General features: G+C 71.6%; 18 protein-coding genes and 1 pseudogene. 8 read left to right on the top strand and 11 right to left on the bottom strand.

Features of this window, described 5'->3' with window-relative positions:
• Positions 1–131: 131 nt before the first annotated feature.
• On the top strand, positions 132–737 hold the full coding sequence (locus ACFSL4_RS21375) for a hypothetical protein (RefSeq protein WP_381085219.1): 606 nt from the start codon (positions 132–134) through the stop codon (positions 735–737).
• Between the two features lie 24 nt (positions 738–761).
• Here ACFSL4_RS21375 and ACFSL4_RS21370 read toward each other — a convergent pair whose 3' ends face one another.
• The 5 genes from ACFSL4_RS21370 to zapE all read right to left on the bottom strand — a co-directional run bounded on the left by ACFSL4_RS21370 (position 762) and on the right by zapE (position 7,281).
• Complete coding sequence (locus ACFSL4_RS21370) at positions 762–1,622, bottom strand: PPK2 family polyphosphate kinase (RefSeq protein ID WP_381085217.1); 861 nt, start codon at positions 1,620–1,622, stop codon at positions 762–764.
• Between the two features lie 55 nt (positions 1,623–1,677).
• On the bottom strand, positions 1,678–2,973 hold the full coding sequence (gene thrS, locus ACFSL4_RS21365; protein ID WP_381085214.1) for a threonine--tRNA ligase: 1,296 nt from the start codon (positions 2,971–2,973) through the stop codon (positions 1,678–1,680).
• A 208-nt stretch (positions 2,974–3,181) separates the two neighbouring features.
• Positions 3,182–4,093, bottom strand: a complete 912-nt coding sequence (locus ACFSL4_RS21360; RefSeq protein WP_381085212.1) for a slipin family protein — start codon at positions 4,091–4,093, stop codon at positions 3,182–3,184.
• Between the two features lie 105 nt (positions 4,094–4,198).
• Positions 4,199–5,683, bottom strand: a complete 1,485-nt coding sequence (locus tag ACFSL4_RS21355; protein WP_381085209.1) for a SulP family inorganic anion transporter — start codon at positions 5,681–5,683, stop codon at positions 4,199–4,201.
• Positions 5,684–6,180: 497 nt separating this feature from the next.
• Positions 6,181–7,281, bottom strand: a complete 1,101-nt coding sequence (gene zapE, locus ACFSL4_RS21350) for a cell division protein ZapE (RefSeq protein WP_381085206.1) — start codon at positions 7,279–7,281, stop codon at positions 6,181–6,183.
• 37 nt (positions 7,282–7,318) lie between these two features.
• On the opposite strand from zapE, the gene ACFSL4_RS21345 reads away from it, so the two are divergent.
• The 4 genes from ACFSL4_RS21345 (at position 7,319) to msrB (ending at position 10,719) form a co-directional block, all read left to right on the top strand.
• Complete coding sequence (locus ACFSL4_RS21345) at positions 7,319–8,122, top strand: pyrimidine reductase family protein (RefSeq protein ID WP_381085203.1); 804 nt, start codon at positions 7,319–7,321, stop codon at positions 8,120–8,122.
• Between the two features lie 231 nt (positions 8,123–8,353).
• Positions 8,354–8,827, top strand: coding sequence for an indole-3-glycerol phosphate synthase (locus ACFSL4_RS21340; RefSeq protein ID WP_381085200.1), 474 nt, complete (start codon positions 8,354–8,356; stop codon positions 8,825–8,827).
• 85 nt (positions 8,828–8,912) lie between these two features.
• Positions 8,913–10,298, top strand: coding sequence for a UDP-N-acetylmuramate--L-alanine ligase (gene murC, locus ACFSL4_RS21335; protein ID WP_381085198.1), 1,386 nt, complete (start codon positions 8,913–8,915; stop codon positions 10,296–10,298).
• Positions 10,299–10,311: 13 nt separating this feature from the next.
• The gene (gene msrB, locus ACFSL4_RS21330) at positions 10,312–10,719 is read left to right on the top strand and encodes a peptide-methionine (R)-S-oxide reductase MsrB (RefSeq protein ID WP_381085195.1); all 408 of its coding nucleotides are present in this window, start codon (positions 10,312–10,314) and stop codon (positions 10,717–10,719) included.
• 274 nt (positions 10,720–10,993) lie between these two features.
• Here msrB and ACFSL4_RS21325 read toward each other — a convergent pair whose 3' ends face one another.
• Together ACFSL4_RS21325 and ACFSL4_RS21320 are read right to left on the bottom strand one after the other, a co-directional pair.
• The gene (locus ACFSL4_RS21325; protein ID WP_381085192.1) at positions 10,994–12,598 is read right to left on the bottom strand and encodes an ATP-binding SpoIIE family protein phosphatase; all 1,605 of its coding nucleotides are present in this window, start codon (positions 12,596–12,598) and stop codon (positions 10,994–10,996) included.
• A gap of 841 nt (positions 12,599–13,439) precedes the next feature.
• Positions 13,440–14,231, bottom strand: coding sequence for an ATP-binding cassette domain-containing protein (locus ACFSL4_RS21320; protein WP_381085189.1), 792 nt, complete (start codon positions 14,229–14,231; stop codon positions 13,440–13,442).
• Positions 14,232–14,533: 302 nt separating this feature from the next.
• Here ACFSL4_RS21320 and ACFSL4_RS21315 point away from each other — a divergent pair, with 302 nt between their 5' ends.
• The 3 genes and pseudogenes from ACFSL4_RS21315 to ACFSL4_RS21305 form a co-directional block, all read left to right on the top strand.
• Entirely contained in the window at positions 14,534–15,295 is a 762-nt protein-coding gene (locus tag ACFSL4_RS21315) for a CoA transferase subunit A (RefSeq protein WP_381085186.1), read from the top strand.
• Positions 15,296–15,298: 3 nt separating this feature from the next.
• Entirely contained in the window at positions 15,299–15,949 is a 651-nt protein-coding gene (locus ACFSL4_RS21310; protein WP_381085183.1) for a CoA transferase subunit B, read from the top strand.
• Positions 15,950–16,103: 154 nt separating this feature from the next.
• Positions 16,104–16,331: pseudogene (locus ACFSL4_RS21305) on the top strand (acetyl-CoA C-acyltransferase); the annotation flags it as partial.
• A gap of 164 nt (positions 16,332–16,495) precedes the next feature.
• Here the strand turns inward: ACFSL4_RS21305 and ACFSL4_RS21300 are convergent.
• The 4 genes from ACFSL4_RS21300 to ACFSL4_RS21285 form a co-directional block, all read right to left on the bottom strand.
• The gene (locus tag ACFSL4_RS21300; protein WP_381085180.1) at positions 16,496–18,463 is read right to left on the bottom strand and encodes a helix-turn-helix domain-containing protein; all 1,968 of its coding nucleotides are present in this window, start codon (positions 18,461–18,463) and stop codon (positions 16,496–16,498) included.
• Positions 18,464–18,543: 80 nt separating this feature from the next.
• Positions 18,544–19,362, bottom strand: a complete 819-nt coding sequence (locus ACFSL4_RS21295; protein ID WP_381085177.1) for a 3-hydroxybutyrate dehydrogenase — start codon at positions 19,360–19,362, stop codon at positions 18,544–18,546.
• A 112-nt stretch (positions 19,363–19,474) separates the two neighbouring features.
• Positions 19,475–20,506, bottom strand: coding sequence for a branched-chain amino acid ABC transporter permease (locus ACFSL4_RS21290; RefSeq protein ID WP_381085174.1), 1,032 nt, complete (start codon positions 20,504–20,506; stop codon positions 19,475–19,477).
• Positions 20,503–21,369 (bottom strand): branched-chain amino acid ABC transporter permease, encoded by an 867-nt coding sequence (locus ACFSL4_RS21285; protein WP_381085172.1) that lies wholly within the window; start codon positions 21,367–21,369, stop codon positions 20,503–20,505. The genes ACFSL4_RS21290 and ACFSL4_RS21285 overlap by 4 nt, the downstream gene beginning before the upstream one ends.
• Positions 21,370–21,386 lie beyond the last annotated feature (17 nt).

Genomic DNA, 21,386 nt, shown 5'->3' with positions numbered 1-21,386 from the left:
ACCCGCCGCTTCGGCCGCTCGTCCGCCCTGGACACCGGGTCCCCGTGTCGCGTACCGGTCGGGCCCGGTACTCAATGGTGACGGGATCCGTTCGCGCGCCGATGCCGGCCGGCAGGGAGGAGACCGCGCCCATGACCGCAGAGGGAAGGACGCCGGAGGAGGGTCCACGGGTGTCCCGGCGCCGGGCTCACGCCACCGCCGCGCGCGGTGCCGTGATGACTCCGGCCGGGAGCCGGGCCCTGGCCCTGCTGCGTCTCGCGCTCGGCTTCGTCTTCTTGTGGGCCTTCGCCGACAAGGCCTTCGGCTGGGGGTACGCCACTCCCTCCGAGAGGGCCTGGTTCAAGGGCGGGTCCCCCACCAAGGGCTACCTCGACCGTGTCGAGGTGGGGCCGTTGGAGTCCACGTTCCACGACTGGGCCGGAGCCGCCTGGGCCGACTGGCTGTTCATGATCGGCCTGATCGCCGTCGGCGTGGCCTTCGTGGTGGGAGTCGCGCTGCTGCCCGCGGCCGTCGCGGGCGCCGCGATGCTGGTCCTCATGTGGATGGCCGAATGGCCACCGGCTCGGCACACCTCCGCCGGGGCGCCGAGCATGTCGACCAACCCGGTCGTCGACTACCACGCGGTCTACGCCCTGGCCCTCATCGCCCTGGCCCTGACCTGTTCCGGCGACACCTGGGGCCTGGGCCGGGCCTGGGCACGGTTGCCGTTCGTCCGGGGCAGGCGCTGGCTGCGGTGAGCCGCCGGCGCGCTCGCGTGCCGCTCAGGGCTCCTTCAGCAGCCGCGCCCGGCACTCCGCCACGTCGAGGTCCGCCTCGGGGTAGCGGGGGTCCAGCTCCCGCAGGTGTTCCAGCAGCAGTCCGGCGACGGCCCAGTTGCGGTACCACTTGTGGTCGGCGGGGACCAGGTACCAGGGGGCCGCGGGAGTGGCGCAGCGGGTCAGGGCCGTCTCGTACGCCTGCCGGTACACCGGCCACAGGGCCCGCTCCTCGATGTCGCGGGGGTCGAACTTCCAGCGCTTGTCCGGTCTGTCGAGGCGCCGCAGCAGACGGCGGCGCTGCTCGTCGTAGGAGATGTGCAGGAAGCACTTCACAAGCGTGACGCCATCGTCCGCCAGGGCCTCCTCGAAGGCGTTGATCCGGTCGTAGCGGCTCTCGATCTCGTCCCGCGGGGCCAGGGAGCGGACCTTGGCGATCAGGACGTCCTCGTAGTGCGAGCGGTCGAAGATGCCGATCTCGCCGGGCTGCGGGAGCGCCTTCTCGACGCGCCACAGGAAGTCGTGCCGCCGCTCCTCGGGCGTCGGAGCCTTGAAGGCGTGGATACGGCAGCCCGCCGGGTTGAACAGGCCGATGACGTGCTTGACCGCGCCGCCCTTGCCGCTGGTGTCCATGCCCTGGAGCACCAGCAGCATCCGGCGGCGGTCCCCGGCGGTCGCCGCGGCCCACAGGCGTTCCTGCAGGCCGGCGAGGTCCTTGCCGAGCCGGGCGGTGGCCGCGCGCCCGGCGGACTTGCCCCCGGGCCTGCCGGGGGTGGCGCGGGCGTCGTGCGCCGACAGGTCGACGGACTCCCCGACGGGAAGCCGGAGCAGACCACGCAGGGGAGTCTCGTCGTGCTTCTTCGCCATGGTGGATCTCTTCCCGTCGCTTCCCCCGATGGTGCGCCGGGCGGGCGGGCTCGCGCTAGCGGTCCCAGAGGCGGGTGTCCCGCCGGGCGACGAGGGCCTCGATGCGGTGCAGCACCTCCCCGGCGGGCTGGGGGGCCAGGCGGCGGCCGTCGCGCAGCCGCAGCGCGACCTGCTCGCCGGCGGCCTCCTCGGGACCGATCACCGCCTGGTAGGGAACCAGGCGCGCCGCCCGGACGCGCGCGCCCAGGGTGCCCTCCCCGGGGGCGGCCAGCCGGGCCCGCAGACCCCGGTCGGCGCAGCGGCGCACCAGCCGCGCGGACTGCTCCGACTCGGCGTCCGAGACGGGCAGGACCACCACCTGGGTGGGCGCCAGCCAGGCCGGGAAGGCCCCGCCGTGCGCCTCCAGCAGATGGGCGACGGCCCGCTCCAGGCTGCCGATGACGCTGCGGTGGACCATCACCGGGCGGTGCCTGGCGCCGTCGGCGCCGATGTAGCGCAGGCCGAAGCGCTCCGGCTGGTGGAAGTCGATCTGCACGGTGGAGAGGGTGGACTCGCGGCCCGCCGGATCGGCGATCTGCACATCGATCTTGGGGCCGTAGAACGCGGCCTCGCCCTCCGCGGCCTCGTAGGCGATGCCACCGCGGTCCAGGACCTCGCGCAGCATCGCCGACGCCCGGCGCCACAGCTCGGGGTCCGCGACGTACTTGCCGCCCGGGCCTGGCAGCGACAGGCGGTGGCGGGCCGCCCGGATGCCGAGCGCCGCGTACGCCTCGCCGATCATCCGCAGCGCGCTCTCCGCCTCCTCGACCGCCTGCTCCAGGGTGCAGAAGACATGCGCGTCGTTGAGCTGGATCGCCCGTACGCGGGTCAGCCCGCCGAGCACACCGGATGGCTCGGAACGGTACATGCCGCCCAACTCTGCGATGCGGAGCGGCAGTTCACGGTAGCTGCGGGCGCGGGAGCGGTAGATCAGCGCATGGTGCGGGCACAGGCTGGGGCGCAGCACGGCCTGCTCGCCGCCCAGTTCCATGGGAGGGAACATGTCCTCGCTGTAATGCGCCCAGTGCCCGGACAGCTCGTACAGCTCGCGCTTGCCGAGCACCGGCGAGTACACATGCCGGTAGCCCGCGCGGCGCTCGGCATCCCGGATGTACTCCTCCAGGGCGTGCCGGACGACGGCACCGTCGGGCAGCCAGTACGGCAGGCCCGCGCCCATCAGCGGGTCGGTGCCGAACAGCTCCAGTTCGCGGCCGAGGCGGCGATGGTCGTGCATGGCTTGGGTCTCCTCTCGGTGGCGGGTGGTACCCCGCTGCTCGGGCGAAGCCGGGAGATCGAGGGAGAGTGCGGCCACGCGGCGAAGCCCCGGGGCACTCGCCCCGGGGCTTCGGACTCGACCAGCAGTCAGCGCGCCGGGACACTCTCCGGCGTCGTCGTGCACATAGAGGCGCGCTGCATGCCGGTGACACTAGCGGCGGGAGCCCGGCGGCGCGCGGGATTTTCCGGCGGGCGCCGCGCACCGGACCCCTGCCGGAGGCCGGGGCGGCGGGTGTCGCGGGCGGTCAGTCGCCGGGCGTGTCGGTCGTGAGGGACACGGGGGCGGCCTCGGAGGCCGGTGCCGGTGCCTCCACTGAGGGCGCCGGTGCCGGTGCCTCGTCCACCGGGGGCGCCGGTGCCGAGCGTGTCTGGTCGCTCGCGGGGACCGCCTCGTGCTCATGGGTCGACCGCTCCAGGAACCGCAGCAGCTCCACCGGGAACGGCAGCACGAGCGTGGAGTTCTTCTCGGCCGCGACGGCCACCACCGTCTGCAGCAGCCGCAGCTGGAGCGCGGCGGGCTGGTCGGACATCACCCCGGCCGCCTCCGCCAGCTTCTTCGACGCCTGCAGCTCCGCGTCCGCGTTGATGACGCGTGCCCGGCGCTCGCGGTCCGCCTCCGCCTGGCGGGCCATCGACCGCTTCATCGTGTCCGGCAGGGACACGTCCTTGATCTCGACCCGGTCGATCTGCACGCCCCACCCCACGGCGGGGCTGTCGATCATCAGCTCCAGGCCCTGGTTGAGCTTCTCCCGGTTGGACAGCAGGTCGTCCAGATCGCTCTTGCCGATGATCGAGCGCAGCGAGGTCTGAGCCATCTGCGACACCGCGAACCGGTAGTCCTCGACGGTGATCAGCGCGCTCGCCGCGTCGACCACCCTGAAGTACACGACGGCGTCCACCCGCACGGTCACGTTGTCCCGCGTGATGCCCTCCTGCGCGGGGACCGGCAGCGTCACGATCTGCATGTTGACCTTCTGCAGCCGGTCGACCACGGGGATCACCGTGGTGAAGCCGGGCGGCCGGGGGCTGCCGAGGAGCCTGCCGAGACGGAAGACCACTCCGCGCTCGTACTGTTTGACGACCCGTGCCGCCGCCCAGAAGTACAGGAGCCCGACGGCACCGGCCGCCACTAGAGCACTCACCAGGTCCTGGAGCATGACGACCCCCTCACCGAGAGGTCTGGCAATGGTTGTCCCTTGTGCCTGCCCTTGCCACGATATTCCCCCGGGTTCGGGGAAGCGAGGGACGGCCGGTACCGCCCGTCAGCGGCCGGGCGTCAGCCGTACGGGCTCCGTGCCGTCCCCGCTGTGCCGCTGTGCCCAGTCGACCAGGGCCCTGCGGACGGCGTGGTCCAGGTGGTGCAGCCCGGACAGGTCCAGTCGGACCGGCCGGTCCCGCGGCAGCGCCTCCAGGCTGTCGAGGATCTTCGGCAGCCGCAGGAAGGTCGCGTTGCCCGACAGGTACGCCCGCACGGGACCCGCTCCCTTGTCGACGACCTCCAGCTTGATGTGCGAGGCCTGCCACGCGGTCTTCACCACGGACAGCGCCAGACCGATGAGCACGCCCTCGAACATGCCGACCGTGACGATGGACACCGCGGTGACCACGAGGATCAGCGCCTCGCCCCGGTACTCGCGCCACAGTGCCGCGATCTCCCGTACGGGGATGAGCTTGGCGCCCGAGTACACCAGGACACCCGCGAGGGCCGGGACCGGCAGATACGCCAGCGCGGACGGAAGCAGCGCCGCGAACAGCAGCAGCCACACGCCGTGCAGTACCCGGCTCGCCCTGGTCCTGGCGCCCGCGTGCACATTCGCCGCGCTGCGCACGATCACCGCGGTCATGGGCAGCGCGCCGAGCAGCCCGCAGACGGTGTTGCCCGCACCCTGCGCCATCAGTTCCCTGTCGTACTCGGTACGCGGACCGTCGTGCATCCGGTCCACGGCGGCCGCGCTGAACAGCGACTCGGCGGACGCGATCAGGGTGAACGCGACGACCGTGCCGAACAGGCCCACGCCCGCCGACTCGCCGAGGGCGCCCAACGACGGCGGCTGGATCGCGCCCAGCAGACCCCGCACCTCGACCGTGGCCACCGGCAGGCCGGACACCGCGGCGACGAGCGTGGCGAGACCGACGGCGGCGAGCGGTCCGGGAACCGAGCGCACCCGGCGCGGCACGCACCGCCATGCCATCAGGACGGCGACGGTGCCCGCGCCGAGTGCCAGCGAGGCGAGCGCGCGCGGGCTCGTGGCGGCGTCGGCGAGCGCCCAGGGCAGCCCCGCCAGTTTCCGCAGGCCCGAGGCGGGGGCCCGGGACCCGGTCAGGGAGTAGATCTGCCCGGCGATCAGGACGAGGCCTATGCCGGCCAGCATGCCCTCCACCACGGAGACCGAGATGGCCCGGAACCAGCGTCCCAGCTTCAGCGCGCCCAGCAGGAGTTGGAGCACTCCGGTGGCGAGCACGAGCACGCCGAGGACCGGCAGCCCGAACTCCCGGACCGCCTCGAAGACCAGCACGGTCAGCCCGGCCGCCGGCCCGGAGACCTGCAGGCTGCTGCCGCGCATCAGCCCGGTGACGATGCCGCCCACGACGCCGGTGACCAGCCCGAGTTCGGCGGGCACACCGGAGGCGACGGCGACGCCCACGCACAGCGGGAGCGCGACCAGGAACACGACCAGGGAGGCGGCGATGTCCTGCCTGAGATACGGAAACCGCCTGGCACGGGTGAGATCGATGAGGGGTTGCATATGTCAGTTCCTCCTGGCGCGCCCCAACGGCGCGTCGGTGTACGAGAACGTGGCAGATGCGGGTACGACGGCATGACCCCGCGTCGGCGCGCTCGGCCGACGGGGCGTGGGTGAGGGAGGGAAACGGTCAGCCCGTACCCGGTGAACCGCTCAGTGGCGGGACACCCGAAGCGCCGCGGGAGCGGCGGGGGGTCTGGACGTCAGCGGGGGGACGGCCCGGGCGGCACGCGAGGCGGGGGCGGGGAGCAACAGGGCCGGAAGGGCGGCGGAGGGAATCGCCGGGGCGAGCCGGACCGTCGTACCTCGTACCATGCGCCTCCTTCCCCGCTCGGGGCGTCCGCCGGTGGGCCTCGGTGCGTGCGGCGAGGGGCCGCGGCACCACGGTATCCCGGTCGGCCCGTTTGCAGGGCCGACTTTGCGCTGTGGGTAAAGAAGAGCCCAAAAACCGAGGTGGGAATGACCGGAACTCGTCGATGACGTACGAGTGTTTGACTCTGCTACGCCGGGACGAGGCCCTTGGCGTCACGGGCGAGGGCGGTGAGGCGGGAGATGGCCCGGAAGTACTTCTTGCGGTAGCCGCCCTTCAGCATCTCCTCGCCGAACAGCCGGTCGAACGGCGCTCCGGAGGCGAGCACCGGCACCTCGCGGTCGTAGAGCCGGTCAGCGAGCACCACGAGCCGCAGGGCCGTCGACTGGTCCGGCACCGGCCCGACGCCGGTCAGGCACACGGCCCGCACCCCGTCGGTCAGCGCGCCGTACCGGCTCGGGTGGACCCGGGCGAGGTGCTCCAGCAGGTGCGAGAAGTCGTCGAGCGAGGCGCCCTCGGTGGCATACGCCGCCTTCGTCACCTGCTCCTCGCCGTACGGCGCCGGCGCCTCGGGCAGTCCGCGGTGGCGGTAGTCCTCGCCGTCGATGCGCAGCGTGCGGAAGCGGGCGGACAGGCCCTGGATCTCGCGCAGGAAGTCGGCGGCGGCGAAGCGCCCCTCGCCGAGCCTGCCCGGCAGGGTGTTGGAGGTCGCGGCGAGCGCCACACCCGCGTCGACGAGCTTGCCGAGCAGGGTGGAGACGAGGACGGTGTCGCCCGGGTCGTCGAGTTCGAACTCGTCGATGCACAGCAGACGGTGGCCGGAGAGCGTCCGGACCGTCTGCTGGAAGCCGAGCGCGCCGACCAGGTTCGTCAGCTCCACGAAGGTGCCGAACGCCTTGAGGGCGGGCTCGGCGGGGGCCGCGTGCCAGAGGGAGGCCAGGAGGTGGGTCTTGCCGACGCCGTAGCCGCCGTCGAGGTACACACCGCGGGGGCCGGCGGGCGCCGCGGCGGCCTTCGTCTTCCCGAAGCCGAAGAACGACCGCCGCGCGGGCGCCGCCTGCGCACCGCCGAGACCGGCGGCGAAGCCGTCGAGGACGCGCACCGCCTCGCTCTGGCTGGGCTGGGCCGGGTCCGGGATGTACGTCGCGAAGCGGACCGAGTCGAACCGCGGCGGCGGCACCATCTCGGCCACGAGCCGGTCGGCGGGGACGTGCGGCTCACGGGCGCACAGGGACAGCGGGGCCGCTTCGGCTATCGGTGCGGTCCGGGACGCGGCGGTGGAAGACGACACGGTTCACCACTCTAAAGGCCGTGACACACTGCACGGCATGCGACGCCTGTTCCCTGTGACCGACGAAACAGCGGCCCGGCCGGCCGCGCGTCCCGGAGACGGTCCCGTCGACCGCGACTGGACGCTGGAGGAACTGGCGGCGGCGTACGCCTACCCCGAGCCCGCTCCCGGCGGCCGGGAGCCCTGGCTGCGCGCCAACATGGTCTCCACGCTCGACGGCGCCGCCCAGCACGAGGGGCGTTCCCAGCCCATCTCCGGCGCCGCCGACATGCGGATCTTCGGTGTGCTGCGGGGGCTCGCGGACGTCGTGATCGTCGGCGCCGAGACGGTACGGCAGGAGCGGTACCGCCCGGCCCGCGCGCGTGAGGGTTTCGCCGCGCTGCGGAAGGCGGCCGGGCAGGGTCCCGCGCCCACGATCGCCGTGGTGAGCGCGAGCCTGGAGCTGGACTTCTCGCTGCCGCTGTTCACCTCGCCCCTGATGCCCACGCTCCTGCTCACCGGGGCCGCGGCCGCGCCGGACCGGGTTGCGGCGGCCGAGCGGGCGGGCGCCCGGGTGGTGACCGCCGGGGACGGCATGGGGGTGGAGCCGGCCCGTGCCGTCCGCGCCCTCGCGGAGCTCGGCCTGACCCGGCTGCTGACCGAGGGCGGCCCGCGCCTGCTGGGGCAGCTGGTCGCCGCCGGGGTGCTGGACGAACTGTGTCTGACCGTGTCCCCGATGCTGACGGCGGGCGACGCGCAGCGGATCGCCGGGGGGCCCTCGGTCGCGGTGCCCGAGAGGTTCGCGCTGGTGTCGTTGCTGGAGGACGAAGGGTTCCTGTTCGGCCGCTATCACCGGACCTGAGGGCGGTCACCGCCGGACCTGGCGGCACGGAGCGTGACCATCGCGGCCGTTTATTCCGATATGTGCCTGTATATCCGTGACATCGTGGAATTACCCGTTCCGTTCGATCCGTGGCGGGCACACTGAAAAGCCGCAGATTCCCGTGCCCTCACGGGGCAGGATGGTTTCCGCAGGGCCTCGAGGCCCACGGAGGAGAGAGGCCCTGGGCCTCGAAGGAGAGGGGCGCCTGTCGTGTTCACGAGCGTACTGATGATCGAGAAGGCCCTCACGTCCGCCGACGTGGAGTTCGTCACCACGTTGCACGGGGAGGAAGCCGTTTTCTTCCACGTCCTGCTGCAGCCCCGCGGCGACCAGGCGGACCGCCTGCTGCGGGCCATCGACGACATCGCCATGGGCGAGCTGGACGAGGCGGCGCACGAGCGGGAGACCCCGGAGGGCGAGCAGGCCGCGGCCCTGGGACAGCAGGCCCTGGAGGTGTCGCTGTCCGCGCTGCGCGCGGCGGGCAGCGAGGCGGAGGGCCGCATCGTCGAGGACCACCCCCTGGACGCGCTCAAGTCGCTGGTCGAGGAGGCCGAGGCGGACGAGGTGCTCGTGCTGACCGACCCGCACTACGTGGAGGAGTTCTTCCACCGGGACTGGGCGTCGAGGGCCCGGCACAAGGTGGGCGTGCCGGTGCTGAAGCTGTTCTCGCACCGCAAGGCGTAGCGGGCCGTCGGTGTACATGATCCCCGGCGCCACGGCATAGGCTGGGCCGCTGAACCCACGCCGTACCAGCACTCAGGAGACATGCATGGCACCCGGCCTCCCCACCGCCATGGACCGACCGCACTTCATCGGCATCGGCGGCGCCGGAATGTCGGGCATCGCGAAGATCCTCGCGCAGCGCGGGGCGAAGGTGGCGGGCAGCGACGCGAAGGACTCGCCGACCGCCGCGGCCCTGCGGGCCCTGGGCGTGACGGTGCACATCGGGCACGCGGCCGGGAACCTCGCCGACGACGCCACCTGCGTCGTCGTCTCCTCTGCGATCCGCGCGGACAACCCGGAGCTGGCGCGCGCGGCCGAACGGAACATTCCCGTGGTCCACCGCTCGGACGCCCTGGCCCGCCTGATGGACGGCCTGCGCCCGATCGCGGTGGCCGGCACCCACGGCAAGACGACCACGACGTCGATGCTCGCGGTGTCCCTGACCGAGCTGGGCCTGAACCCGTCGTACGCGATCGGCGGCGACCTGGACGCCCCCGGCTCGAACGCCCTGCACGGCGACGGCGAGATCTTCGTCGCGGAGGCCGATGAGAGCGACCGCAGCTTCCACACGTACGCCCCCGAGGTCGCGATCGTCCTCAACGTCGAGCTGGACCACCACGCGAACTACGCGTCCATGGAGGAGATCTACGAGTCCTTCCAGACCTTCGCGGGCCGGATCGTGCCCGGCGGTACGCTGGTGATCTCCGCGGACCACGAGGGCGCGCGCGAGCTGACGCGGCGGCTGGAGGGCTCGGTGCGGACGGTGACGTACGGCGAGTCGGAATCCGCCGACGTGCGCATCCTGTCGATCGTCCCACAGGGCCTGAAGAGCCGGGTGACGGTGGACCTGGACGGTTCGGAGCGGACCTTCACGGTCTCCGTCCCCGGCCGCCACTACGCGCACAATGCCGTGGCGGCGCTGGCGGCGGGTGCCGCGCTGGGTGTCCCGGCCGCGGAACTGGCCCCGGCCCTGGCGGCCTACACAGGGGTCAAGCGCCGCCTCCAGCTCAAGGGCGAGGCGGCCGGCGTCCAGGTCGTCGACTCCTACGCGCACCATCCCACCGAGATGACCGCGGACCTGGAGGCGATGCGGGCCGCCGCCGAGGGCCGCATCCTCGTGGTCTTCCAGCCCCACCTCTTCTCCCGCACCCAGGAGCTGGGCAAGGAGATGGGCGAGGCGCTGGCCCTGGCCGACGCGTCGGTCGTCATGGACATCTACCCGGCCCGTGAGGACCCGGTCCCGGGCGTGACGAGCGAGCTGATCATCGAGGCGGCCCGGGCGGCCGGCGCGGACGTGCAGGCCGTCCACGACCGGGAGGAGGTCCCGGCGGCCGTGGGGGGAATGGCCAAGCCCGGCGACCTGGTTCTCACCATGGGTGCGGGTGACGTCACGGACCTGGGCCCGCGGATCCTGGACCGTCTGTCGAAGTGAGGGGCTGACACGCATGACGTACGACGTCGAGAAGCCGGACGAGCAGTGGCGCGCGGAGCTGACCCCGGCCGAGTACGCGGTCCTGCGCCGGGCCGGCACGGAGCCGGCGTTCACCGGTGAGTACACGGACACCAAGACCAGGGGCGTCTACTCCTGCCGCGCCTGCGGTGCCGAACTCTTCACCTCGGACACGAAGTTCGAGTCCCACTGCGGCTGGCCGAGCTTCTACGACCCGCGCGACACGGAGGCCGTGGAACTCGTGCCCGACCATTCGCACGGGATGGTGCGGACAGAGGTACGGTGCGCGCGGTGCGGTTCGCACCTTGGGCATGTGTTCGAGGGCGAGGGTTACCCCACCCCGACCGATCAGCGGTACTGCATCAACTCGATCTCACTGCGGCTGGTACCGACGGAGGGCTGAGGAGCGGCAGCCCGTAATCGGGTGGCTCATGCTGTCCCCGGCGTACAGCCCGACTCGTCTGCCTTTATGGCCCTGAACTCAAGATGGTCGGCGACGTCTGCAAGCGGGATACGGTGCCAGGCCGAGCGCCGGAAGGCGCTGGGAACGAAGCAGACTTCTCTCCACATGACCCCACCTCCGCGGGAACGCCACAGCGCCGGCGGCGGGCGACCTTGGCCGCATCCGCCTGCGCCGCCATCGGCTCCACCGACTTGCGCCGTCCCTCCCGCAGCACCTACTCCACGTCGTGGACGCTGTTCTCCCGCGGCCGCACGTTCCCAGAAGACTGGGCCGGGCCGTCGCACGTGGGATCGCGGTCGTTGCGCGTCGTGGGGAGAGGCTGTTCACTCCAGATGGTCTTGCCGCTGTCTGTGTAACGGGTACCCCAACGTTCGGTGAAGTCCGCGACGAGCCGGAGACCGCGGCCGCCTTCGTCCAGCGGGCGGGCCCGGCGCAGGTGCGGAGCGGTGTGGCTGCCGTCGGACACTTCGCAGATCAAGGCGGAGTCTTTGATCAGTCTGAGCGTGATGGGCGCAGAGGCATGACGGAGGGCGTTGGTGACCAGTTCGCTGACCACGAGTTCGGTGACGAAAGCCATCTCCTGGAATCCCCAGGCGTCGAGCTGGCGGCTGGCCATCTCACGGGCTTGAGCCACGCATCTCGGGTCGTCCGACAACTGCCAGGTGGCGACGCCCCCTGAGCTCAGCGAGGTGACCCGGGCGAGGAGAACGGCGATGTCGTCGTCGGAATCGGCCGGGACGGACGAGCAGATGCGGTCGCACAGGCAGTGGAGGCTGCGCACCTCGGCTGCGAGCGCCGCGGTGAGGCGGGCGAAGGTGGCTTTGCTCCCGTGGCGGCGCAGGTTCAACAGGCCGTCGGTGTAGAGCGCGATGATGGTGCCCTCGTCGAGAGGGAGAGTAATGCTCTCGAATGCGATGTCACCGAAGCCCAGCGGCGGGTGTTCGGGCAGTTCGGGGAAGGAGACGGTGCCGTCGGGACGCCGGAAGGCGGGCGCGGGATGGCCGGCGCTGGCGAGCGTGCACGCGCGGGATACCGGGTCGTACACGAGGTAGAGACAGGTGGCTGCGAGGTCACGGGTCTCGTCGTCTTCGTTCAGCCGCACCGCGAGGCCGTCCATGTGGGCGAGCAGCTCGTCCGGGGCGACGTCGAGTTCGGCGAACGCGTGCACGGCGGTACGAAGGCGGCCCATGAGGGCGGCGGCGTGGACGCCACGGCCGACGACATCGCCGATGACCAGGGCGACACGCGCGCCTGAAAGGGGGATCACGTCGAACCAGTCGCCACCGACACCCGCCTCGGTGTCAGCCGCAATGTAGCGCTGCGAGACTTCCACGGTGCTGGTGCCTGAGGATTGGGCCGGAAGCAGGTCACCCTGGAGAGCAAGCGCGATGTCGCGGGTCCGGCTCAGCTCCCGGGCCCGCTGCCGGGCCTGGCTGGTGAGTAGGGCGATGGCCGAGCTGGTCGTGATCAGACCGAATTTGATCCACCAGACGCCCTCACTGTCCTCGGAAGGCGCCCAGAAGCGGAGCATGCCGTACAGCGCCACGGTCAGCGCTCCGACCAGCGCGGTGGCGTGCACTCCGTGCGTTGCGGCGGCGATGAAGGGCGCGACGGCCAGCAGGAGCCCGTAGTGACCGCTGGGTATCACGATGACGAGGACGCTGACCGTGGCAGCGACCAGCAGCCAGGGAAGAAGCAGCAGAACGGGCTGGAACGAGTCGAGTGCCCGTGGTATCGCTCGCATCGGCCACCGCCTCCAGCCCGCCCCGGAGAAGTCGTCGCCCAGCAGCAGGTACGAACGCGTCACCGCAATGGACACCGCATGGTGGTCAGCCGCGGAACGTGCGTACTCTCAGCCGTCGCAACCCTGCACCACCACGCTACGCAGCACCCGCAGCGCAGGCACGTTGTACGTTCCCAGCGCTGTCTTCTCGTAGCAGGCGGGAGCAGGCTCCCTGCGCGAGCCGGCCACGCCGGATGGCTATGGGGACGAAGAGACTGATGCTTGCGGGAGAGTCCTTGACAGCCCGCTCGGCGCACCTCACGCCCCCTGGGGCACCAGCAGTTGCGCCTTGCGTGGGCGGGCGGTCTGGGAGGCGTGGTGAAAACCGGCGGCGACGTGGTTGACGGTGATCAACAGGCAGGCGGCGGGTCCGACACCCCGCAGCCTGATCGAGAGGCGTGGACGGCCCAGTGACCGGTGAGCTACGGGAGGTGGCGGTGGTGCCAGCGGATGCTCCCCCACCAAGGAGGGCAGCAGCCTCGTGAGGACCCGCTTGTCGGCCCCGAGACGGTCGTCCAGCCCCGCACTGCCGCGGGCAGCATGTGGAACAACGCGCCACCCAGCAGCGCCCAGCCCCCGCCAGGGGCTCTGCAGGGTCCCGACGGTTGGCTCGTCGCCGTTGGCACGAACCCGCGCCCTGTCCCGATCGGGTCGGGGACGGGACGCCGTGCGTCCTCGCGGACGTCGGTTTTCCCGTCCCCGACCGCCAAACCCGCTGTGCGAGTCGGCCCCGCAACGGGCTCTCCATGTGTCTTGCCCGGTGCCGGCCGTCGTCGGCTGCCGATTCGATGGTCCAAGGAGTTGGAATGCGGGCCGCGGCGCGAGGGGAATGACATGCAGCTCGACGACGAGAGCGGGATGCTCGTCCTGAGTCGGATCAGTTGCCGAGCCCCCTTGCAGAAGGCGACGGACCCGACGCAGGGGTGGCCACGCCCTCTCCGGCTCGCGCACCGCACCCGGCTGCTTGCCGTGGAAGGACGATCACACGGTCGGACAGAGCCTCCAGAGGGCCTGCGGAATCCGGCGGGGCGGTCATCAGGACGGTACGGCCGTCCTCGTCGCTCAGGGCGCGGATGAGAGCGGTGACCTCTGCCGCCTCGGCTTCGGGTACCCCTTCCAGCGGTTCCCCGAGGAGCGCGATCTTGGGATCGTCGGCCAGCAGCATCGCCAGTTCCAGCCTTCTCGTCTCTCCCGGAGACAGCAGGGATGAGGGAGCTCCCGCCTGGTCGGTGAGGCCGGCCCGGTCCAAGAGGCGTTCCACTGCGGCCTCGTGGCCGGGTTCTCGGCGCCACGGGCTCCATGCGGTCTCCTGGGCCACCTGGACGGCCAACCGGACCTGCTCCTCGGCGGTCATGTCGGCCCATAACGGGCGGACAGGGTAGCCGCGTGCCAGCCCGCGTCGCGCGCGCCGGTAGGCGGGCTCGGCCGTGACATCGACACCGTCGAGCTCGATGGTTCCCGTACCCGGCACCGCGATGCCGCTGAGGAGGTGCAACAGCGCGGCCACGGCTGAGCGGTCGGGCGCGACGAGGGTGATCACCTCTCCTGCGGCGACGTCGAAGGAGACCTGCTCGAGCGCGGCGGTGGTCGCGCCCGCCCATGACAGCCCCGTGACGCGCAGAGCGCTGCGTCCCGCCGGTGTCGGGTCGGTCTCGCTGTTGCCCGCCATGCTGTTCCTCGCATCCGCCGGTCCGCGCTTTTGGCCCCGGTCCTTGGCGCCGCCCGGCATGTGGATGCCGGACGGCTGGGCAGGACGAGGGCCCGCGGCAGACGCTACGAGGAGGCCCGACCGCTCGATATGGCGGTTGCCGCCACTTGAGCCGACCCGACCGTGGCAGCTGGATATATACCGGTAACGCGCTGTTGCGGTGATGGTGGAGAGCACCCAACCCCAGGCAAGGGCGCCGGACACACCGTCGGGATGCGGCTGGTGACTCCCTGGGCCAAGGAAGACGAAGACGGAGAGACGGCATGGACAAGGTGGTGGATTCGGCCGCGGAAGCGGTGGCCGACATCCCGGACGGGGCGACGCTCGGGGTCGGGGGTTTCGGGCTGTGCGGCATCCCGTCGACGCTGATCGCCGCGCTGGCCCGGACGGAGATCACGGGGCTGCGGGTGGTGTCCAACAACTGCGGTGTGGACGACTGGGGCCTGGGCCTGCTGCTGCGGGCCGGTCGGATCGCCCGCATGACGTCGTCGTACGTGGGTGAGAACAAGGAGTTTGCGCGCCGGTACCTCACCGGTGAGCTGGAGGTGGAGCTGACTCCGCAGGGCACGCTGGCCGAGCGGCTGCGCGCAGGCGGCAGCGGTATCCCGGCGTTCTTCACCCCGGCCGGTGTGGGGACCCAGGTCGAGGAGGGCGGTCTGCCGTGGCGGTACGCCGCCGACGGCAGCGTGGCCGTGGCCTCCCCGCCGAAGGAGGTCAGGGAGTTCGGCGGTCGCCGGTACCTGCTGGAGGAGTCCATCACGGCCGACTTCGCGCTGGTGCGCGCAGCGGTCGCGGACCGGCAGGGCAACTGTGTCTTCCACAGCGCGGCCCGGAACTTCAACCCGCTGTGCGCGATGGCCGGCCGTCTCACGATCGTGGAGGCCGAGCGCATCGTCGAGCCCGGGCAACTCGACCCCGACGCGGTGCACCTGCCGGGCGTGTACGTCGACCGGATCGTCACCGCGGACCCCACCGACAAGCGCATCGAGCGACGTACCGTCCGACCCGCCGCCCAGGAGGCGTGATCCATGGCACTCGACCGCGACCAGCTCGCCGCTCGCGCCGCCCGTGAACTCGAAGACGGGCAGTATGTGAACCTGGGCATCGGCCTTCCCACGCTCATTCCCAACCATCTGCCGGACGGCATCCACGTCGTGCTGCACTCCGAGAACGGCATCCTGGGCGTGGGCCCCTACCCGGTCGACGGGACGGAGGACCCGGACCTGATCAACGCGGGCAAGGAGACGGTGACGCTCCTGCGGGGCGCCGCCTCCTTCGACTCCGCGTTCTCCTTCGGCATGATCCGTGCCGGGCGCATCGATGTCTCGGTTCTGGGCGCCATGCAGGTCTCGGCCTGCGGCGACCTGGCGAACTGGATGATCCCGGGCAAGATGGTCAAGGGCATGGGCGGGGCCATGGACCTGGTCCACGGGGCCCGTCGGCTGATCGTCGTGATGGAGCACACCGCCAAGGACGGCTCTCCGAAGATCGTCGACGAGCTGAGCCTGCCCGCCACCGGGCGCGGGGTGGTGAACCGCATCATCACCGACCTCGCGGTGATCGACGTGGCCCCCGAGGGGCTGATCCTGGCCGAGCTCGCGCCGGGTGTCACCGTGGATGACGTGCAGGCGGCCACCGCGCCCGAGCTGCGTGTCCCGGCCGGCATCACGGCCTTGTGAGCCGCGCGGGGCCGGACCGCAACCCATCCCGCGCCCCGGCCCCGCGCGATCCCGGTCCCCCTTGCCCACACCCGCATTCGTACTGGAGTTCACTCATGACCACGTCCGTCATCCTTGCCGGGGCCCGTACGCCCATGGGACGGCTGCTCGGAACGCGGCCGTCGGCGTCGCCTCCACACGGCGCCTGGGCGTCGATCCCGAGATCGTGAACGCGGAGGGCGGCGCCATCGCGTTGGGCCATCCGCTGGGGGCATCGGGAGCGCGGCTGGTGCTGCATCTGGCCCACGCCCTGCGCCGGCGCGGTGGCGGGCTGGGCGCGGCGGCTCTGTGCGGGGGCGGCGGCCGGGGCGACGCGCTCGTCCTCCGCGTTCCCGCCGAGTAGCGGGGACGCGGCCGGAGCCGCCCTCACGAGTCGCGACGCGGACGCCGGTCAGGGCGGCCGCGCCGGGTTGGGGGCGCATGCGGCGGTGTCACCTGTTCATTGCCGCCCTGGGATCCCCTCCGGCACAGCGGGGCTGTGGGAGTGAAGCCCAGAGCGTGCCGTGATCACGGCTGGTCGTCCGGTACGGCCGTTGCCTCGCCCCCCAGGCGGCCGGTCTGGGAGATGAGGTGGATGCGCAGCGCCAGCTGGATCTCCAGGGCACGCTCCGGGCTCTCCCAGTCCCGGCCCAGGAGCGCGGCGATCCTGTCGATGCGCTGAACCACGGTGTTGACGTGGATGTGCAGCAGGCCCTTCGCGCGGATGTGGCTGCCGCCGACCGCGAAGTACGCCTGCAGCGTCCTGATCAGTTCGGTCCCCCGGCGCTCGTCCCACTCCAGTACGGGTCCGAGGACCCGGCGGACGAACCCCTCGGTGTCCTGTTCCTTGCCCAGCAGGACTCCCAGGAACCCGAGGTCCGCGGCGCAGGCTCCGTCGCCCGTCAGGCCCAGCACACGCATGGCGCTCAGGCAACGCCGGGCCTCGGCGTGGAAGCCGGGCAGGGCTCCGGGGCCGTTGCAGGGGCCGGCGGCGACCACGGTGACCGGTGCGCCCAGCCCCTGGGAGAGGTGGTCGGCCGCCGTTCTGGCCGCATGGCCGGGCTCGGTTCCGTCGTCCGGCAGCAGTACGACCACCTGCTGCTCGTACTCGCAGCACAGCCCGTCTCGGCCGAAGAGGTGCCGCTGGGCAGCCGCCGTCAGCTTGCCGTTCGACTCCGGTCCCGCCTCGGCGACCAGCACCAGGTGTGGTTGGAGCAGATCGATACCGAGTCGGCGGCCTCGTTCGGCGAGCAGGACCGGATCACGGGCGGCGCCGTCGAGGAGGTCGGTCAGCAGTTCACCGCGTACCCGGTTCTCCGCCTCGGCGACGGTTCGCCGTAGCAGCAGCAGCAGCGCTGTGGTGGTGCCGGTGCGCTCGAACAGCTGGCGATCCGGGCCGTCCAGATCGGGCCGCCCGTGGAAGGCGAGGCTGCCGAGCAGTTCCTGCCCGGCCAGGACGGCGCAGTACCAGACGTCGCCCTCTTGGACCGAGCGGCCCTCTGCGCGGGCGCGGGCGACGGACCTCGCGAGAGGCACCGGGTCCAGCGCCCCCGCCGACGCGTCGCCGCCCGCCTGGGCCAGCACCTCGCCCCGCGGATCGCAGATGGTCAGCCGGCCGCCGAGGACCTCGGCCACGGCCTCCGCCACCTCCAAGATCTCCGAGCCGCGCAGCACCAGATCCGTGAGCCGGTCGTGGGCCTCGGCGGCGCGCTGCATCGAGGCCGCGTGTTCCTGGATGACCGCGTTGGCCTCCGCCAGCTCCGCAGCGGCGGCCTTGGCCTCGGCGAGCGCCTCGGCGGTGTCGAAGGCGATGGCCGCGTGCGCTGCGAGCGAGCTGAGCAGAGCGACCTCGTCGGGGGAGAAACTGCGGGGGCTGCGGTCGGCCGCGAACAGCACGCCGATCACCTTGCGGGCACCGGTCGTGCCGGAGCCGAGGGCGAGCGGCACGCCGAGGATGGCGACCAGACCCTCGTCGAGAACGCCCGCATCGATCGTCTGCGTGTGCTGGAAGCGCTCGTCGGTGCGGTAGTCGGGGGTGGCGTAGGGGCGCATGGTCTGAGCCACCAGGCCGCCCAGACCCTCGCCCAGCTGGAGCCTGAGCTGCTGGAAGGCGAGTGAGACGGAACCGTCGGTCACGCGCATGAAGGTGTCCTGCGCGGCCTCGTCCACCAGAGTGAGGTAGGCGGTGTCCGTGCCCAGCAGCGTCCTGGCCCGGCGCACGATCGAGTGCAGTACGGCGTCGAGGTCACGCAGGGCGGCCAGGTCGCTCGCGGTGTCGAACAGGGCGGTCAGTTCCGCCTCGCGGCGACGCTGCCTGCGCAGCACCTTTCGGACGCCGAGGGCGATGGAGACCGCCTCCTCGATCTCCGCCAGGTCGGCTTCGCCGACGCCGTCGGCGCGGGCACGGGCGGCCACCGCCGTGTACCGCTCGGCGGACGCGTCGGCGGACAGCAGCTCCACCAGCTGACGCAGGGCGGAGGCGGGGGACTGTGACATGGAACGAACCTCGGGCAGGGCGGGTGCGACATGAGCGGCTCGCGCGCACCCGCAGAAACAGGATCCCAGACGCGTGACGTTCAGTGTGCGGTCCAGCCGCCGTCCAGCGGCAGCGAGGTCCCGGTGACGAACCCGGCGTTCTCGGAGCAGAGCCAGAGCACCGCCGCGGCGACCTCCTCCGGTTCGATGAGGCGCTTGACCGCGCTGCGCTCCAGCATGATCTTCTCCAGCACCTCGGACTCCTCGATGCCGTGCGAGCGGGCCTGGTCGGCGATCTGGGCCTCTACCAGCGGAGTGCGGACGTATCCGGGGCTGACGCAATTGGATGTCACGCCGTGGGATGCCCCCTCGAGTGCGGCCACCTTGCTCAGGCCCTCCAGCGCGTGCTTGGCGGCGACGTAGGCGCCCTTGAAAGCAGAGGCCCGCAGCCCGTGCACCGAGGAGAGATTCACAATGCGTCCCCAGCCCTGCGCGTACATATGGGGAAGTGTGTTGCGGATGATGCGGAACGGTGCCTCCACCATCACCTTCTGGATGAGGGCGAAGCGCTCCGGCGGGAACTCGTGCAGCGGCGCCACGTGCTGGATCCCGGCGTTGTTGACGACGATGTCCGCGTCGGCCGGCAGCGCGTCCACGGCCGCCGGGTCGGAGAGGTCGGTCACGCAGGCCGTGCCGCCGATCTCCTCCGCCACCTGGTCGGCGGCCTCCTCGGCCCGGTCGACGACGTACACGAGAGCCCCGGCGCCGGCCAGGGCGACGGCGCAGGCCCTCCCGATACCACTGGCCGCGCCGGTCACGATGGCCGTGCGGCCCTGAAGGAAGCGGCTCGGGTGGCCTGGGACGTCCCGGTCACCGGGATGGGCCGCGGCGTCGCTGTCATTGCTGCGGATGGTGTTCATGCCCGCCACCGTAAGCAGCGGACCCGTCGCCGGACATGGTGTCGAAGACCATGCTGGAACAGGAACAGATGGAGATTACTCATACAAGGGAGAGCCTTTCCCGCGAGCCGGACTACGGCGCCACCGCCTGCTGGGGATCTTCGTGTTCGTGATCGAGGTGCGGCTCCGGGTCCGGCGACCTCGACCCTGTCCGTTCTCGCAGGACGTGGGCGAGGGTTCCCCAGACACCGCGCCGGAAGAGGAGGACGACGACGATGAAGACGCCGCCGGTCACCAGGGCGGACTCCTGGATGCCCGAGGTGGAAAGCCAGTCCTCCAGGCGTACGACGGCTGCGGCGCCGATCAGGCTGCCCCACAGCGTGCCGATGCCGCCCAGGACGGTCATGATCACGACATGGCCCGAGGTCGTCCAGTAAACCTCGTCCAGCGAGGCGAAGCCGTGGTTGACCGCGTACAGACCGCCGGCGAGGCCGGATAGGAACGCGGAGACGACGAAGACGACCAGCTTGTACTGGTCGGCGGGATAACCCAGGGCCCGGGCCCGTGCGGGGTTGTCGCGGACGGCCGCGACAACGCGGCCGAAGGGCGAGTGGACGAGCCGCCATGCCGCTGCGAGAGCGAGCAGGACGACGGGCAGGGCGGCGTAGTAGTAGACGAAGGCATCGGACAGGTCGACGCCGGGCAGGTCGCGGGGAATGCCCTGCAGGCCGTTCTCGCCGCCGGTGACATCGCTCCACTGGTTGGCGATGAAGTACACCATCTGGGCGAAGGCCAGGGTGACCATGGCGAAGTAGATGCCGCTGCGCCGTACCGCCAGGTAGCCCAGTGGCAAGGCGAGTGCCCCGGAGGCCAGGGCGCCGCCGAGCACGGCCGCGTAGAAGGGCAGGCCGCTGTGGATGGCGATCAGCCCGGTCACGTAGGCGGAGCTGCCCCAGAAAGCCGCGTGTCCGAAGGACAGCAGTCCGGCGTGGCCGAGTAGCAGGTCGAAGGCGACGGCGAACAGGCCCCAGCACAGGATGTCGGCGGCCACCGGCGGATACAGGACCCAGGGCAGGCCGAACGCGGCCAGCACGCCCACTGCCAGCAGCCCCCAGCGCAGCCAGGCGGGGTGGCGATTGAGTGCGGTGAGGAACGAGACGATCACGCGTGCTCCTCCTTGCCGAACAACCCTGCCGGACGCACCAGCAGGACGACGGCCATCAGCAGGAAGACCGAGGTCTGGGACAGGACGGGGACGTAGAGGGCGGCCAGGGACTGCAGCATGCCGATCAGGAATCCGGCGAGCACCGAGCCGAAGACCGAGCCGAGGCCGCCGATGACGACCACCGCGAACACCGTGATGATCAGATCCGAGCCCATCGTGGAGTTGACCGCGCGCATGGGCGCGGCGAGTACCCCGGCAAGGGCCGCGAGTGCGACACCGAAGCCGAAGACCGGGGTGACCCATCGGCCGGTGTCGATGCCGAACGCTCGGGTGAGTTCGGGACGTTCGGTGGCGGCCCGCACGATCATGCCGACGCGGGTGCGGGTGAGCACCACCCACACGGTCGTGCAGACGGCCACGGACACGGCGAGCGCGAACACCTGGTAGCGCGGGAAGTCGAACAGGCCCAGGTCGAGGGACCCGGGGAAGGGGCCGTGCTCGTACGGCTGGGAGTGCGAGCCGTACTTCATGCGCAGCACGTCCTGGCAGACCAGGGCGATGCCGAAGGTGAGCAGGAAGTTGTACAGCGGGTCGAGGGCCATCAGGCGGCGGATGAGGAGCCGCTCCACCACGGTGCCGGCCGCGGCCAGGACGACCGGCACCAGCAGGAGGGCCCACCAGAAGCCCAGGCCGAGGCTCTCGGCTGCGAGCACGGCGCCGAACGCGCCGAGGGTGTAGATCGCGCCGTGGGCGAAGTTCACCACGCGCAGCATGCCGAAGATGACCGCGAGGCCGAGCGCGAGCAGGGCGTAGAAGCTGCCGCTGACCAGGCCGTTGAAACTCTGCTGCAGGAAAGACGTCATGGGGCGTTCCCGTCGTT

It is taken from the genome of Streptomyces caeni, assembly GCF_042678285.1.
GTDB lineage: Bacteria > Actinomycetota > Actinomycetes > Streptomycetales > Streptomycetaceae > Streptomyces > Streptomyces caeni.
The sequence above is the reverse complement of the archived record's forward strand: the minus strand, read 5'-3'. Positions and strand labels throughout refer to the sequence as shown.

What these genes read in the sequence shown, in the direction of transcription:
- ACFSL4_RS21375 (WP_381085219.1), top strand. Translation starts at nt 132, where the DNA reads ATGACCGCAGAGGGAAGGACGCCGGAGGAGGGTCCACGGGTGTCCCGG.
- ACFSL4_RS21370 (WP_381085217.1), bottom strand. Translation starts at nt 1,622, where the DNA reads ATGGCGAAGAAGCACGACGAGACTCCCCTGCGTGGTCTGCTCCGGCTT.
- ACFSL4_RS21360 (WP_381085212.1), bottom strand. Translation starts at nt 4,093, where the DNA reads ATGCTCCAGGACCTGGTGAGTGCTCTAGTGGCGGCCGGTGCCGTCGGG.
- ACFSL4_RS21355 (WP_381085209.1), bottom strand. Translation starts at nt 5,683, where the DNA reads ATGCAACCCCTCATCGATCTCACCCGTGCCAGGCGGTTTCCGTATCTC.
- ACFSL4_RS21345 (WP_381085203.1), top strand. Translation starts at nt 7,319, where the DNA reads ATGCGACGCCTGTTCCCTGTGACCGACGAAACAGCGGCCCGGCCGGCC.
- murC (WP_381085198.1), top strand. Translation starts at nt 8,913, where the DNA reads ATGGCACCCGGCCTCCCCACCGCCATGGACCGACCGCACTTCATCGGC.
- msrB (WP_381085195.1), top strand. Translation starts at nt 10,312, where the DNA reads ATGACGTACGACGTCGAGAAGCCGGACGAGCAGTGGCGCGCGGAGCTG.
- ACFSL4_RS21320 (WP_381085189.1), bottom strand. Translation starts at nt 14,231, where the DNA reads ATGGCGGGCAACAGCGAGACCGACCCGACACCGGCGGGACGCAGCGCT.
- ACFSL4_RS21315 (WP_381085186.1), top strand. Translation starts at nt 14,534, where the DNA reads ATGGACAAGGTGGTGGATTCGGCCGCGGAAGCGGTGGCCGACATCCCG.
- ACFSL4_RS21310 (WP_381085183.1), top strand. Translation starts at nt 15,299, where the DNA reads ATGGCACTCGACCGCGACCAGCTCGCCGCTCGCGCCGCCCGTGAACTC.
- ACFSL4_RS21300 (WP_381085180.1), bottom strand. Translation starts at nt 18,463, where the DNA reads ATGTCACAGTCCCCCGCCTCCGCCCTGCGTCAGCTGGTGGAGCTGCTG.
- ACFSL4_RS21295 (WP_381085177.1), bottom strand. Translation starts at nt 19,362, where the DNA reads ATGAACACCATCCGCAGCAATGACAGCGACGCCGCGGCCCATCCCGGT.
- ACFSL4_RS21285 (WP_381085172.1), bottom strand. Translation starts at nt 21,369, where the DNA reads ATGACGTCTTTCCTGCAGCAGAGTTTCAACGGCCTGGTCAGCGGCAGC.